This window comes from Pantoea sp. X-Soil-TKNS-1280 (assembly GCF_059730475.1).
This window is the reverse complement of sequence record NZ_AP035962.1, coordinates 1,279,446-1,292,586: the sequence shown is the minus strand read 5'-3', so window position 1 is coordinate 1,292,586 and position 13,141 is coordinate 1,279,446. Positions and strand designations below refer to the sequence as shown.

Annotated in this window: 13 protein-coding genes; 2 read left to right on the top strand and 11 right to left on the bottom strand. The window is 53.5% G+C overall.

What is annotated here, in order from left to right:
- Positions 1-9 precede the first annotated feature (9 nt).
- The 7 genes from tolR to cydA form a co-directional block, all read right to left on the bottom strand.
- A complete protein-coding gene (gene tolR, locus AC6I8X_RS06045; RefSeq protein WP_208714349.1) occupies positions 10-438 on the bottom strand; it encodes a colicin uptake protein TolR in 429 nt (142 codons plus the stop codon).
- 13 nt (positions 439-451) lie between these two features.
- Entirely contained in the window at positions 452-1,138 is a 687-nt protein-coding gene (gene tolQ, locus AC6I8X_RS06040; RefSeq protein WP_013508309.1) for a Tol-Pal system protein TolQ, read from the bottom strand.
- Positions 1,135-1,557, bottom strand: a complete 423-nt coding sequence (gene ybgC / locus AC6I8X_RS06035) for a tol-pal system-associated acyl-CoA thioesterase (RefSeq protein ID WP_244989061.1) — start codon at positions 1,555-1,557, stop codon at positions 1,135-1,137. The genes tolQ and ybgC overlap by 4 nt, the downstream gene beginning before the upstream one ends.
- 190 nt (positions 1,558-1,747) lie before the next feature.
- Positions 1,748-2,041 (bottom strand): cyd operon protein YbgE, encoded by a 294-nt coding sequence (gene ybgE / locus AC6I8X_RS06030; RefSeq protein ID WP_313689855.1) that lies wholly within the window; start codon positions 2,039-2,041, stop codon positions 1,748-1,750.
- Positions 2,041-2,154, bottom strand: a complete 114-nt coding sequence (gene cydX / locus AC6I8X_RS06025; protein ID WP_084873526.1) for a cytochrome bd-I oxidase subunit CydX — start codon at positions 2,152-2,154, stop codon at positions 2,041-2,043. Before cydX ends, ybgE begins: the two co-directional genes overlap by 1 nt.
- 15 nt (positions 2,155-2,169) lie before the next feature.
- On the bottom strand, positions 2,170-3,309 hold the full coding sequence (gene cydB / locus AC6I8X_RS06020; RefSeq protein WP_299454723.1) for a cytochrome d ubiquinol oxidase subunit II: 1,140 nt from the start codon (positions 3,307-3,309) through the stop codon (positions 2,170-2,172).
- Positions 3,310-3,320: 11 nt separating this feature from the next.
- Complete coding sequence (cydA, locus tag AC6I8X_RS06015; RefSeq protein ID WP_497840725.1) at positions 3,321-4,892, bottom strand: cytochrome ubiquinol oxidase subunit I; 1,572 nt, start codon at positions 4,890-4,892, stop codon at positions 3,321-3,323.
- An 826-nt stretch (positions 4,893-5,718) separates the two neighbouring features.
- On the opposite strand from cydA, the gene AC6I8X_RS06010 reads away from it, so the two are divergent.
- Both AC6I8X_RS06010 and AC6I8X_RS06005 read left to right on the top strand, forming a co-directional pair.
- Complete coding sequence (locus tag AC6I8X_RS06010; RefSeq protein WP_497840724.1) at positions 5,719-6,420, top strand: hypothetical protein; 702 nt, start codon at positions 5,719-5,721, stop codon at positions 6,418-6,420.
- Entirely contained in the window at positions 6,417-6,857 is a 441-nt protein-coding gene (locus tag AC6I8X_RS06005) for a hypothetical protein (protein ID WP_497840723.1), read from the top strand. Before AC6I8X_RS06010 ends, AC6I8X_RS06005 begins: the two co-directional genes overlap by 4 nt.
- 99 nt (positions 6,858-6,956) lie before the next feature.
- On the opposite strand, the gene sucD is transcribed toward AC6I8X_RS06005, so the two are convergent.
- From sucD to sucA, 4 genes are all read right to left on the bottom strand, one after another.
- Positions 6,957-7,832: a succinate--CoA ligase subunit alpha gene (gene sucD / locus AC6I8X_RS06000; RefSeq protein ID WP_084873521.1), complete on the bottom strand. Its 876-nt coding sequence runs from the start codon at positions 7,830-7,832 to the stop codon at positions 6,957-6,959.
- Positions 7,832-8,998, bottom strand: a complete 1,167-nt coding sequence (gene sucC, locus AC6I8X_RS05995) for an ADP-forming succinate--CoA ligase subunit beta (RefSeq protein WP_013508302.1) — start codon at positions 8,996-8,998, stop codon at positions 7,832-7,834. The genes sucD and sucC overlap by 1 nt, the downstream gene beginning before the upstream one ends.
- A gap of 76 nt (positions 8,999-9,074) precedes the next feature.
- Positions 9,075-10,298, bottom strand: a complete 1,224-nt coding sequence (odhB, locus tag AC6I8X_RS05990; protein ID WP_084873520.1) for a 2-oxoglutarate dehydrogenase complex dihydrolipoyllysine-residue succinyltransferase — start codon at positions 10,296-10,298, stop codon at positions 9,075-9,077.
- Between the two features lie 15 nt (positions 10,299-10,313).
- A complete protein-coding gene (sucA, locus tag AC6I8X_RS05985) occupies positions 10,314-13,121 on the bottom strand; it encodes a 2-oxoglutarate dehydrogenase E1 component (protein WP_497840722.1) in 2,808 nt (935 codons plus the stop codon).
- Positions 13,122-13,141 lie beyond the last annotated feature (20 nt).

Here is a 13,141-nt window from a genome sequence, read left to right as displayed (position 1 = left end):
CGGTTCGCTTTAAATCGGCTGCGTCATCAAACCGACAGATTTCACGCCAGCCTGATGCAGCAGGTTAAGCGCCTTGATGATTTCGTCGTAAGGCACGTCTTTTGCGCCACCGATCAGGAAGACCGTCTTCGGATTGGCTTCCAGTCGGCGCTGTGCTTCGCTCACCACCTGCTCAGGCGGGAGCTGATTCATACGATCGTGATCCACCACCAGGCTGTACTGCCCTACCCCCGCAACTTCAACAATCACCGGCGGATTATCATCGCTGGAGACCGTCTTCGAGTCGGTTGCATCCGGCAGATCCACTTCCACGCTTTGGGTAATGATCGGCGCGGTTGCCATAAAGATCAGCAACAGCACCAGCAGCACGTCCAGCAGCGGAACGATGTTGATTTCAGACTTAAGATCGCGGCGAGCGCGACCACGGGTTCTGGCCATCGTTTACCTCGACTTACTTCGTGTTGTCGGTGGAGAAAGCCTGACGATGCAGGATAGCCGTGAACTCTTCCATAAAGTTGTCGTAACCCTGCTCCAGCTTATTGACGCGCTGGTTCAGACGGTTGTACGCCATCACCGCTGGAATCGCGGCAAACAGACCGATTGCCGTCGCGATCAGCGCTTCGGCGATACCCGGCGCGACCATTTGCAACGTGGCCTGCTTCACGGCACCCAGGGCGATAAAGGCGTGCATGATCCCCCACACCGTACCAAACAGACCGATATACGGGCTGATGGAACCGACGGTGCCAAGGAAAGGAATATGGTTTTCCAGTGCTTCCAGTTCACGGTTCATCGAAATACGCATCGCACGGCTGGCACCCTCGACCACCGCTTCTGGCGCATGGCTGTTGGCACGGTGCAGACGCGCAAATTCTTTAAACCCGGAATAGAAAATCTGCTCAGAACCGTTCAGCTCGTCACGACGCCCCTGGCTCTCCTGATAAAGACGAGACAGTTCGATACCTGACCAGAATTTATCTTCAAACGCTTCGGCTTCACGCCCGGCAGCATTCAGAATGCGGGTACGCTGGATGATGATTGCCCATGAGGCAATAGAAAAGCCGATCAAAATCAACATGATAAGTTTGACCAGAAGGCTCGCCTTCAGGAACAAATCAAGAATATTCATGTCAGTCACTGCTTGAACTCCGCGACAATAGACTTGGGAAGCGCAATCGGCTTCATTAGATGTGGGTTGATGCAGGCAATCAGGACTTCTGCCTCATTGAGCACTTTGCCTTCTGCATTCACGATACGCTGAGAGAACGTCATGGTGGCTCGCGTCATTGAACTTACCTCACTCTGGATTTCCAGAAGGTCATCAAGACGTGCTGCCGCAAGATAGTCCACCGTCATACGTCGCACCACAAAGCAGATCTGCTGTTCCAGCAGGGTCTGTTGATTGAAATGGTGCTGGCGCAACATTTCGGTACGTGCTCGTTCATAGAAAGCGATATAGCTGGCGTGATAAACCACACCACCGGCGTCGGTATCTTCGTAATAGACCCGAACCGGCCAGCGAAACAGCGTTGTACTCACTCTACATCCCGGTATCATTTTAAACGTTGCTACTATACGCAAGTGAGATCGGCTTGGGAATGGCCCGCTGGCGCCCCGAGAAAATAATTATCAGACGGTAACAACCGGAAGGATTTTCGGCAGATTTCTTGACCAGGCGCTGACAAAACCTCACATCAGCGCCTGAAATAGCGGCAATAAATGGACTTAATTTGTCCTGACCGAGGACTTAACGATAAAACCAGAAAATCCCCGCCAGCAGGACAATCATCGCCGGTAATGGCGTGAAGAACGCCTGCCAGCGTAACCGACGTGGACGGAACCCTGTGCCGTGAATCACGCCGGTACACACCGCCCAAATCAGTACCGCACCATGCCAGACCGAAAGTGCGCTGGTTTTTGCCGCAAAGCGCGACGGATCCCAGAACACACAAGCCGCCAGCCATAAGGCCAGTAACAGTGAAAAGGCCCGTAACGGGCCTTTATCCATCAGACGATACAGGGTCTGAAACAGTTGGCGCATCAGGCTTTATCGCCTTTCGCTGCGCTCTCTTCAGCACGCTCCAGCGCCAGTGCCGCGATCACACCGAACGAACAGGCCAGCAGGGTGCCAAGAATCCAGGCAAAATACCACATGTTCTAGCTCCTTAATCAGTACAGGGAGTGCGTATTGCTCTCAACGTGTTCTTTCGTGATGCGACCAAACATTTTCCAGTAACACCAGGTGGTGTACAGCAGAATGAGTGGAACAAAAATGATGGCGGCAAAGGTCATAATCTTCAGCGTCAGCACACTTGATGTCGCATCCCACATGGTCAGGCTGGTACCCGGCACGGTGCTTGATGGCATGATGAACGGGAACATCGCAATGCCCACGGTCATGATCACACCTGCCAGCGTCAGTGAAGAGAAGATAAATGCCCAGGCCCCTTTCTCCATGCGTGAGCACAGAGTGGTCAGCAGCGGCATTACCACACCCAATATCGGGAAGATCCACAGAATCGGGGTCTGCTCAAAATTCACCAGCCAGGCACCGGCTTCACGCACCACATCTTTACCCAGCGGGTTAGACGCAGCATGGTGATCGATAACGCTTTTCACCACGTAACCGTCAATACCGTATTTCACCCACACCCCAGCCAGAATGAAGCACACCATCATCACTAATGCGGTAACCTGCGCGAGAGAACGTGCACGGACATGCAGTTCACCGGTGGTGCGCATTTGCAGATAGGTTGCGCCCTGGGTCAGGAACATTGCCACACTGATCACACCCGCCAGCAGTCCAAACGGATTCAGCAGCTGGAAGAAGTTGCCGGTGTAGAACAGACGCAGATACTCGTCTGCGTGGAACGGCACACCCTGCAACAGGTTGCCAAACGCTACGCCAATCACCAGCGGCGGTACAAAGCTGCCGATAAAAATGCCCCAGTCCCACATACCACGCCAGCGCACATCTTCAATCTTGGAACGGTAATCAAAACCCACCGGACGGAAGAACAAAGAGGCCAGCACCAGAATCATCGCTACATAGAAGCCAGAAAACGCGGCGGCGTAGACCATCGGCCAGGCAGCAAACAGCGCGCCACCGGCGGTGATCAGCCACACCTGGTTACCGTCCCAGTGCGGGGCAATGGTGTTAATCATGACACGGCGTTCCGTATCGGAGCGGCCCATAATACGGACCAGCATCCCCACACCCATGTCGAAGCCTTCAGTGACGGCAAACCCAACCAGCAGAATGCCGATCAATAGCCACCAGACAAATCGCAATACTTCATAGTCAAACATGGTAGCTCTCCTTATCCACGCGCCGGTTGGGCTGATGCCGCAATCTGCTCATGATGATAGCGGCCGGTTTTCAGGCTGCTTGGACCAAGGCGGGCAAATTTGAACATCAAATACATTTCCGCCACCAGGAACAGGGTGTACAGACCGCAAATCAGAATCATTGAGAACAGAACGTCGCCGACAGTCAGTGATGAGTTCGCGACCGCCGTTGGCAACACCTCACCCACTGCCCACGGCTGACGGCCATACTCAGCGACAAACCAACCCGATTCGATGGCAATCCACGGCAGCGGAATACCGTATAACGCGGCTTTAAGCAGCCAGCGGCACTTGCCGATACGATTGCGAATCACGCTCCAGAACGACAGTGCAATCACCGCCAGCAGCAGGATTCCACACAGCACCATGATACGGAAGGCAAAATAGAGCGGCGCTACACGGGGGATCGAGTCTGCTGTCGCTTTCTGGATCTGCGCTTCGGTTGCGTTGGCCACGTCCGGCGTATAGCGCTTCAACAGCAAACCATATCCGAGATCCTGCTTGCTTTGCTCAAATGCGGAACGCACCGCAGGATCTTTACTACCGGCACGCAGTTCGTTGAGTAACGCATAAGCCTTCATACCGTTGCGGATACGCACTTCATGCTGCGCCAGCAACTCTTTCAGGCCGGTTACCGGGGTATCGACCGAACGAGTAGCAATCAATCCAAGCAGATAAGGTATCTGGATCGCGTATTTGTTTTGCTGCGCGTCCTGATCCGGCAGGCCAAACAGCGTAAACGACGCCGGAGCCGGTTGGGTTTCCCATTCGGCTTCAATAGCAGCCAGTTTGGTTTTCTGCACATCACCCATTTCGTAGCCAGATTCATCACCCAGCACGATCACTGACAGCACCGCTGCCATACCGAAGCTGGCTGCAATCGCGAAAGAACGCTTAGCAAAGGCAATGTCACGGCCTTTCAGCAGATACCAGGCGCTGATGCCGAGAATGAACATAGCACCGGCTGTATAGCCCGCTGCTACGGTGTGAACGAATTTCACCTGCGCCACCGGGTTCAGTACCAGCTCGGAGAAGCTCACCATCTCCATACGCATGGTTTCAAAATTGAACTCAGAGGCAATCGGGTTTTGCATCCAGCCGTTCGCCACCAGGATCCACAAAGCCGACATGTTCGAACCGAGCGCCACCAGCCAGGTCACCGCGAGGTGTTGTACCTTACCGAGACGATCCCAGCCGAAGAAGAACAGGCCAACAAAGGTGGATTCGAGGAAGAACGCCATCAGGCCTTCAATGGCCAGCGGCGCACCGAAGATATCGCCGACGTAGTGTGAGTAATAGGACCAGTTAGTCCCGAACTGAAATTCCATGGTCAGACCGGTTGCTACACCGAGTGCGAAGTTGATGCCAAACAACTTGCCCCAGAACTTGGTCATATCTTTGTAAATCTGTTTTCCCGTCAGGACGTATACGGTCTCCATGATCGCCAGCAAAAACGCCATACCCAGCGTTAATGGCACGAACAGGAAGTGATACATCGCCGTCAGGGCAAACTGCAAACGCGACAGCTCGACAATATCTAACATGATGACTCCTTGCTCCTCGCATGAACTCTCCCTGCGGGCGACAACGGCAAACAACAGACATTGACGTGCAGAAGAAGAGTCAGGAACGACTGATTATTGATTCCAGTTTTGTTACCGACAGAACAGAGAAATCTGCTGCCCGAAGTGAGCGAGTAACAGTGACGAAAATTCCCTGAAAACGTATCGCAACAATCCGTTTCGGACAGGAGTGAGAGAGGAGGCGACAGAATTGATATAACAACGCCTGGCACAAACTCCTGAAAATGCGTGAAAAAGATTGAATTGATGTAGCGCAATTTATACCGGTTAAGTTGCGCTTTGCCAGTGGTAAAGTTTGTTATAACTCAGCATTTGTTGATCTGGATTAACGCATAAAATTTCCAGATATGTATTGTGGAGCTTATTGTTAATTAGATGTCATGAGATGATGACGTAATTAAGAAAATAATTACCTTTGCCATAATTTTTTAACGAAACGACTGGCAAGACTTTCTTAATTTTCAATCAGACACCATCGAATTTGCCCTTCTTTACCCTCTGACAAAATAATCATAGCTGCCAATTTTGACCTCGTCGGACTTTTCCCACTTTTTGCATGGGTAAAGGCAGCAAAAACTGCCCCTGGCCAGGCAACCTGGCCGACAGTCGCCCCAGCGGTAAGGAATTGTTAGTGATTGCCCTAACCCTTATTGAGTAAAATTTTAACTTATTTTCAACAGGATACGATGGCCATCACAATCCAGTCATTAACACCTCAACTTTTCCGATGTTTTGAGTAAAGTGAAAACCGCATAGGGTGTGCTGAAAGGATGATGAGGATTTAAGGATGAGTAAACGGAGTGAGATTATTGAGGGTGCAGATGCGGCGCAAACCAATTACGGGTTGGTTTACACGGAAGTGCTGGGTTGGGTGGACCTCGGTCATGCCCAGGGAGAGGACATCCGAAAACTGATGAATAAAATAAACTACGGTGAAGCGATGGGTGTGGCTCGCTACGACATTACGTATTCCCAGTCGATGGTTGATCCCTGGAAAACCCTTCGGATGGGCAAATTTATTAAATGGCGTATCCGCACAGGCCGCCCTTATCAGGAGCGTCAGAGTATTGCGCTGGCAATGATGATGACGTTAGCCAGGCGTTTTGAAGCTATGCAAAATACATTCCCCATCAATCTGGTAACCGATAGTGGATTCAGTGGCGAAGATCTCTGCTCAGACCTGCTGGGTTTTTACCGCGTAATGTCGATTCGCAATCCATTCCCATTATTGCGCCCCGTCAGCAAAGAGGAGGCACTCAAACGTTGGGATTATTATGGCAAAATCGGTTCCTGGAAAAATGAGACTTTTCAGCCGCTGTTGTTCCCTGACCCGGAGCGATTTCCCAGAGCTCGACCTCACTTAGGCCAGCTTCCCGGTTTTATGCAAACCATCCGCCCCTACAATGACTGGAAGTCTGGCAATGTAGGCATAGCAACCGCTGACGGTACTTATATGCAGGGTGGGAATCAGACGGATATGACGGAATGAAAAGGCCTTTTAAAATCGCAACCAGCATCATCGCCATTCTGGTGGCCGTTCTTACAGGTGTGATTGCTTATTACTGGCCGATAATAGAACCAGGATTTGACGGTAGTGCACATTACACCGAACAGGAAACCAGGCTGTATGAACATTTTACCCCTGACATCCTGAAAAAAATGCCACGTATATCTGATCGCTATGAATTCGCCTTTTACAATGTCTCGGGCCCGGAATCACAGGGCTATACCGTCACATTTCACGATACTACGGATACCAGCAAGATTAGCGCATACCTGGCATCTCTTGGCTACAGTAAACACAACGATTGCGTAGTGAGTGGCGATTGCTGGAGAGGTAAAAATCCGGAGGTAACAGTGACAGTTGGCACGATCGAACAAAATAAGAATGTATTGGTGTCCGTCGTTTATACACACCAATACTAACTAACAACCACGCCTTTAAATCTACTTGCAGTCTACAGAAGCAACAAAAAAGCCGCTCCCCTCAAAGGGTAGCGGCTTAGCACTTTCAGTAGCCCAGGCTTATTTAGCTGGCAGGACTTCTTTCACGGCATCGCCGATATCAGCCAGGCTGCGCACGGTTTTCACACCGGCCGCTTCCAGCGCAGCAAATTTCTCATCTGCTGTGCCTTTACCACCGGCAATGATCGCACCTGCGTGACCCATACGCTTACCTTTCGGCGCAGTCACACCGGCGATATAACCCACAACCGGTTTGGTCACATGCTCTTTGATGTAGGCAGCCGCTTCTTCTTCAGCGCTACCGCCGATCTCACCGATCATCACGATCGCTTCGGTCTGCGGGTCTTCCTGGAACATTTTCAGGATGTCGATGAAGTTAGAACCCGGGATCGGGTCACCACCGATACCGACGCAGGTTGACTGGCCGTAGCCGATGTCAGTGGTCTGCTTAACCGCTTCATAGGTCAGGGTGCCTGAACGTGACACGATACCGACGCGGCCCGGCAGGTGAATGTGGCCCGGCATAATGCCGATCTTACATTCGCCTGGGGTGATCACACCCGGACAGTTCGGGCCGATCATCCGCACGCCAGCTTCATCCAGCTTCACTTTCACGGTCAGCATATCCAGCGTCGGGATACCTTCAGTGATGGTAATAATCAGCTTGATACCCGCGTCGATGGCTTCCAGAATACCGTCTTTGCAGAACGGAGCCGGAACGTAGATCACCGTAGCGGTTGCGCCGGTAGCTTCTACAGCTTCACGCACGGTGTTGAACACCGGCAGACCGAGATGGGTGGTGCCGCCTTTACCTGGGGTCACACCGCCAACCAGCTGCGTACCATAGGCCAGCGCCTGCTCAGAGTGGAAAGTCCCCTGGCCGCCAGTGAAACCCTGGCAAATGACTTTGGTGTTTTTGTCGATCAAAATGGACATTATTTACCCTCCGCAGCAGCAACAACACGCTGTGCCGCGTCTGTCAGGCTGGTTGCTGCAATGATGTTCAAACCGCTGTCCGCCAGTTTCTTAGCGCCCAGCTCGGCGTTGTTACCTTCCAGACGTACCACCACCGGTACGTTCACACCCACTTCCGCTACTGCACCGATGATGCCGTCTGCGATCAGGTCGCAACGCACGATGCCGCCGAAAATGTTAACGAATACAGCTTTAACTGCATCGTCAGACAGGATGATTTTGAAGGCTTCGGTTACGCGCTCTTTGGTTGCGCCGCCGCCGACATCAAGGAAGTTAGCAGGCTGACCACCGTGGTGTTTCACGATGTCCATGGTACCCATTGCCAGACCCGCACCGTTGACCATACAGCCAATGTTGCCTTCCAGCGCGACATAGTTCAGTTCCCACTGCGTCGCATGTGCTTCACGCGGGTCTTCCTGGCTTGGGTCGCGCATTTCACGCAGTTCCGGCTGACGGAACAGGGCATTGCCATCGGCACCCAGTTTGCCATCAAGACACACCAGATCGCCCTGCTTCGTCACCACCAGCGGGTTGATCTCAACCAGCGCCAGGTCGCGCTCCAGGAACATGGTCGCCAGGCCCATGAAGATTTTGGTGAACTGGCTGACTTGCTTGCCGGTCAGGCCCAGTTTGAATGCCAGCTCACGGCCCTGATACGGCTGCGGACCGGCTAACGGATCCAGCGCCATTTTGTGGATCAGGTGCGGGGTTTCTTCCGCCACTTTCTCAATCTCAACACCGCCTTCGGTAGAGGCCATAAAGACCACACGACGGCTGGCACGGTCAACCACCGCACCCAGATAGAGTTCCTGATCAATGTCGGTCGCTGCTTCAACCAGGATCTGGTTTACCGGCTGACCTTCGGCATCTGTTTGATAGGTTACCAGGCGTTTACCCAGCCAGTGTTCAGCAAAGGCACGGATCTCTTCTTTGCTCTTCACCACTTTCACACCGCCCGCTTTACCGCGGCCACCGGCATGAACCTGACATTTCACTACCCACGGGCCTGCGCCAATTTTTGATGCGGCTTCTTCTGCTTCACGTGGTGTAGTACAGGCGTAGCCAGTCGGTGCCGGCATACCATACCGTGCAAACAGCTGTTTAGCCTGGTATTCGTGTAAGTTCATGATGTTCTATCCATTCAGGTCTAGTAAAGACTAATGAGTTTTGGACGCGCCCTGAACCTGGCGCGCCCTATGAAAATCAGACATCCAGCAGCAGACGTGCCGGATCTTCCAGCATCTCTTTCACCGCCACCAGATAACCGACAGACTCACGGCCATCAATCAGACGGTGATCATAAGAGAGCGCCAGATACATCATCGGCAGTACCACAACCTGACCATTCACCGCCATCGGACGATCTTTGATGGCGTGCATGCCCAGAATCGCACTCTGCGGTGGGTTGATGATCGGAGTGGACATCAGCGAACCGAAGACACCGCCGTTAGTGATGGTGAAGTTACCGCCAGTCAGTTCGTCAACGGTCAGTTTGCCGTCACGGCCTTTCACCGCCAGTTCTTTAATTTTCTTCTCGATGTCGGCCATGCTCAGCGCATCAACATCTCTCAGCACCGGCGTCACCAGACCACGCGGGGTGGATACCGCGATGCTGACATCGAAATAGTTGTGGTACACCACGTCTTCACCGTCGATGGAAGCATTCACTTCCGGGTAGCGTTTCAGCGCTTCAACCACGGCTTTGATATAGAAAGACATAAAGCCCAGACGCACGCCATGACGCTTCTCGAAGGCATCGCCGTACTGCTTACGCAGATCCATGATCGGCTTCATGTTGATTTCGTTGAAGGTGGTCAGCATTGCGGTGCTGTTTTTCGCTTCCAGCAGACGCTCAGCAACACGCTTACGCAGACGCGTCATTGGCACGCGCTTCTCGCTACGGTTGGCAATCGCGGTCTGCGGTGCAGCAGCAGGCTGTGCTGCAGCCGGTGCCGCTTTGGCTTCCGGTTTCTTCGCCAGATGTTTTTCGACATCTTCACGCGTGATACGACCGCCAACGCCGCTGCCTTTAATCTGGCTGGCATCGAGGTCATGTTCAGCGATCAGGCGACGGATCGCCGGGCTGAGTGCGTCATTGCTCTCTTCTTCCAGAGAAGCCGTCTGACGCTGTGCAGGCGTTGATTCCTTGCTATCCACTTTCGCGGTGGTCTCTTTCCCGCTGCTGTTGCCTTCTTTCAGACGGCCGAGGATCTGGCGAGAAATTACGGTTGAACCTTCATCTTCCAGCACCGCATCCAGTACGCCGTCGGCCGATGCCGGCACTTCCAGCACTACTTTGTCGGTTTCGATCTCGACAATTACTTCATCGCGACTGACCGCGTCGCCGGGTTTTTTATGCCAGGTTGCTACCGTTGCGTCCGCTACGGATTCAGGCAAATCGGGAACGAGAATATCTACGCTACTCATTATCTTTCCTTTTTATTAACCAAGGTTCAGCGCGTCATTAACCAGGTCTTGCTGCTGTTTTTGATGTACGGACATGTAGCCCACGGCCGGTGAAGCAGAAGCCGGGCGGCCTGCATAGCGCAGTGAAGCACCAAACGGAACCACTTCGCGGAAATGATGCTGACTGCAGTACCATGCACCCTGATTCAGTGGTTCTTCCTGACACCAGACGAAATCCTGGACATGAGAATAGGGTTTCAGTGCTTCCTGTACCGCTTTGTGCGGGAACGGATACAGCTGCTCAATACGAATAATCGCGACGTCGTTCTTCTCGCTCTTACGACGCTGCTCCAGCAGATCGTAATAAACCTTACCAGAACACATCACCACGCGTTTCACCTGTTTCGCATCAAGCGCATCGATCTCGCCGATCGCTGGCTGGAAGCTACCGTTAGCCAGTTCGTCGAGGGTGGAAATCGCCAGCGGATGACGCAGCAGCGACTTCGGTGACATCACGATCAACGGACGACGCATACCGCGCAACGCCTGACGACGCAGCATATGGTAAACCTGCGCTGGCGTAGACGGCACACACACCTGCATGTTCTGCTCGGCGCAGAGTTGCAGATAACGTTCCAGACGTGCAGAGGAGTGCTCCGGACCCTGACCTTCATAACCGTGTGGCAGCAGCATCACCAGGCCACACATACGGCCCCACTTCTGCTCGCCGGAACTGATGAACTGGTCGATAACCACCTGCGCACCGTTGGCAAAGTCACCAAACTGCGCTTCCCAGATGGTCAGCACGCGCGGTTCTGCGGTGGCATAACCGTATTCGAATGCCAGTACCGCTTCTTCCGACAACACCGAGTCCCAGACTTTGAACTGACCCTGACCATGATGGATATGGTGCAGCGGCGTATAGGTGGAACCGTTCGCCTGGTTGTGTACCACCGCATGGCGATGGAAGAAGGTGCCACGGCCGGAGTCTTCACCTGACAGACGCACCGGGATACCTTCATCAACCAGCGTGGCGTAAGCCAGGTTTTCTGCGCCGCCCCAGTCAAAGGCTTTATTGCCCTCGGCCATCTCTTTGCGGTCGTTATAAATCTTGGCAACACGGCCCTGGACTTCGATCGCTTCCGGCACCTGGCTGATACGACGAGCCAGTTCCTGCAAGCGTTTCATCTCAACGGTAGCCGGGTAGCTTTCGTCCCAGTCGTGATTCAGGTACGGCGACCAGGTGAAGGAGTGCAGGCTCATCGGACGCCATTCCGGCACCACGCATTCACCGGCATCCAGCGCATCGCGATACACATTGACCATTTCGGTGGCATCTTCCAGTTTGGCAATGCCATCTGCTTCCAGGCGGTCAGCGTAGATTTTACGCGGTGTCGGATGCTTTTTGATTTTCTGATACATCAACGGCTGGGTTGCGCTTGGCTCATCGGCTTCGTTATGGCCATGACGGCGATAGCACACCAGGTCGATAAACACATCACGTTTGAAGGTGTTGCGATAGTCGAGCGCCAGACGGGTGACAAAGGCAACGGCTTCCGGGTCGTCCGCATTAACGTGGAAGATCGGGGCCAGAACCATTTTACCGATGTCAGTACAGTACGGCGTTGAACGTGCATCCTGCGGATTTGAGGTGGTGAAGCCCACCTGGTTGTTGATCACGATGCGAACCGTACCGCCCACTTCGTAACCCCGCGCCTGCGACATGTTCAGGGTTTCCTGCACCACGCCCTGGCCGGTCACCGCAGCATCACCGTGAATGGTGATTGGCAGCACTTTATTGCTGCTCGGCTCAGCCAGACGATCCAGGCGCGCACGCACCGAACCCATTACCACCGGACTCACGATCTCAAGGTGCGACGGGTTAAATGCCAGCGCCAGATGCACCAGGCCACCTTCGGTTTCCACATCTGACGAGAAGCCCATGTGGTACTTCACGTCACCGGTGCCGAGGTGTTCTTTGTGCTTACCGGAAAACTCGTCAAAAAGATCCTGCGGCTTTTTACCCAGTACGTTGATCAGCACGTTCAGACGGCCGCGGTGCGCCATACCCAGCACCACTTCACGCGTACCGCTTTTACCCGCGTGACGAATCATTTCGCGCAGCATCGGGATCAGCGCATCACCACCTTCCAGTGAGAAGCGTTTCGCGCCGGGGAATTTAGCACCAAGGTATTTTTCCAGACCTTCTGCCGCCGTCAGCTCTTTCAGGAAACCTTTTTTCTCGTCAGCACTGAAACTTGCGTGGCCCACGATCGATTCGAGACGCTGCTGAATCCAGCGTTTCTCGTCGGTGTTATTGATGTGCATGTACTCAGCACCAATAGAGCCACAGTAGGTCTGCTTCAGCGCTTCGAAGAGATCGGCCAGCTTCATGGTCTCTTTGCCGATAGCAAAAGAGCCAACGTTAAAGCTTTCCTGAAAATCGGCGTCGGTCAGATCGTGATAAGTCGGGTCGAGATCCGGTACGGCGTCCTGTTTCCACAGGCCGAGCGGATCAAGGTTAGCGTGCTGGTGTCCGCGAAAGCGGAAGGCGTTGATCAGCTGCAGCACCTTAACCTGTTTGGAATTGGTGGCCGGGTCAGTGACTGTGGAGGTGTAACGCGTTGCATCTTTGGCCAGGCGGCGGAAGTAATCACGCGTGGTGGAGTGAAACTGCTCAGGTTTCACGCCAGTGCCGGGCAGTTGCTGGAACATGTCGCGCCACACTGCATCAACAGAGTCAGGATCGGTCAGGAAATCCTCATAGAGTTGCTCTATGTAAGATTGGTTCGCGCCGGCCAGCCAGGAGGAGTCCAGCCAGGGCTTCATCGCGCTGTTCTGCATTGTGATCCCTTAAGCATTAG

What these genes read in the sequence shown, in the direction of transcription:
- tolR (WP_208714349.1), bottom strand. Translation starts at nt 438, where the DNA reads ATGGCCAGAACCCGTGGTCGCGCTCGCCGCGATCTTAAGTCTGAAATC.
- ybgC (WP_244989061.1), bottom strand. Translation starts at nt 1,557, where the DNA reads ATGATACCGGGATGTAGAGTGAGTACAACGCTGTTTCGCTGGCCGGTT.
- ybgE (WP_313689855.1), bottom strand. Translation starts at nt 2,041, where the DNA reads ATGCGCCAACTGTTTCAGACCCTGTATCGTCTGATGGATAAAGGCCCG.
- cydX (WP_084873526.1), bottom strand. Translation starts at nt 2,154, where the DNA reads ATGTGGTATTTTGCCTGGATTCTTGGCACCCTGCTGGCCTGTTCGTTC.
- cydB (WP_299454723.1), bottom strand. Translation starts at nt 3,309, where the DNA reads ATGTTTGACTATGAAGTATTGCGATTTGTCTGGTGGCTATTGATCGGC.
- cydA (WP_497840725.1), bottom strand. Translation starts at nt 4,892, where the DNA reads ATGTTAGATATTGTCGAGCTGTCGCGTTTGCAGTTTGCCCTGACGGCG.
- AC6I8X_RS06010 (WP_497840724.1), top strand. Translation starts at nt 5,719, where the DNA reads ATGAGTAAACGGAGTGAGATTATTGAGGGTGCAGATGCGGCGCAAACC.
- AC6I8X_RS06005 (WP_497840723.1), top strand. Translation starts at nt 6,417, where the DNA reads ATGAAAAGGCCTTTTAAAATCGCAACCAGCATCATCGCCATTCTGGTG.
- sucD (WP_084873521.1), bottom strand. Translation starts at nt 7,832, where the DNA reads ATGTCCATTTTGATCGACAAAAACACCAAAGTCATTTGCCAGGGTTTC.
- sucC (WP_013508302.1), bottom strand. Translation starts at nt 8,998, where the DNA reads ATGAACTTACACGAATACCAGGCTAAACAGCTGTTTGCACGGTATGGT.
- odhB (WP_084873520.1), bottom strand. Translation starts at nt 10,298, where the DNA reads ATGAGTAGCGTAGATATTCTCGTTCCCGATTTGCCTGAATCCGTAGCG.
- sucA (WP_497840722.1), bottom strand. Translation starts at nt 13,121, where the DNA reads ATGCAGAACAGCGCGATGAAGCCCTGGCTGGACTCCTCCTGGCTGGCC.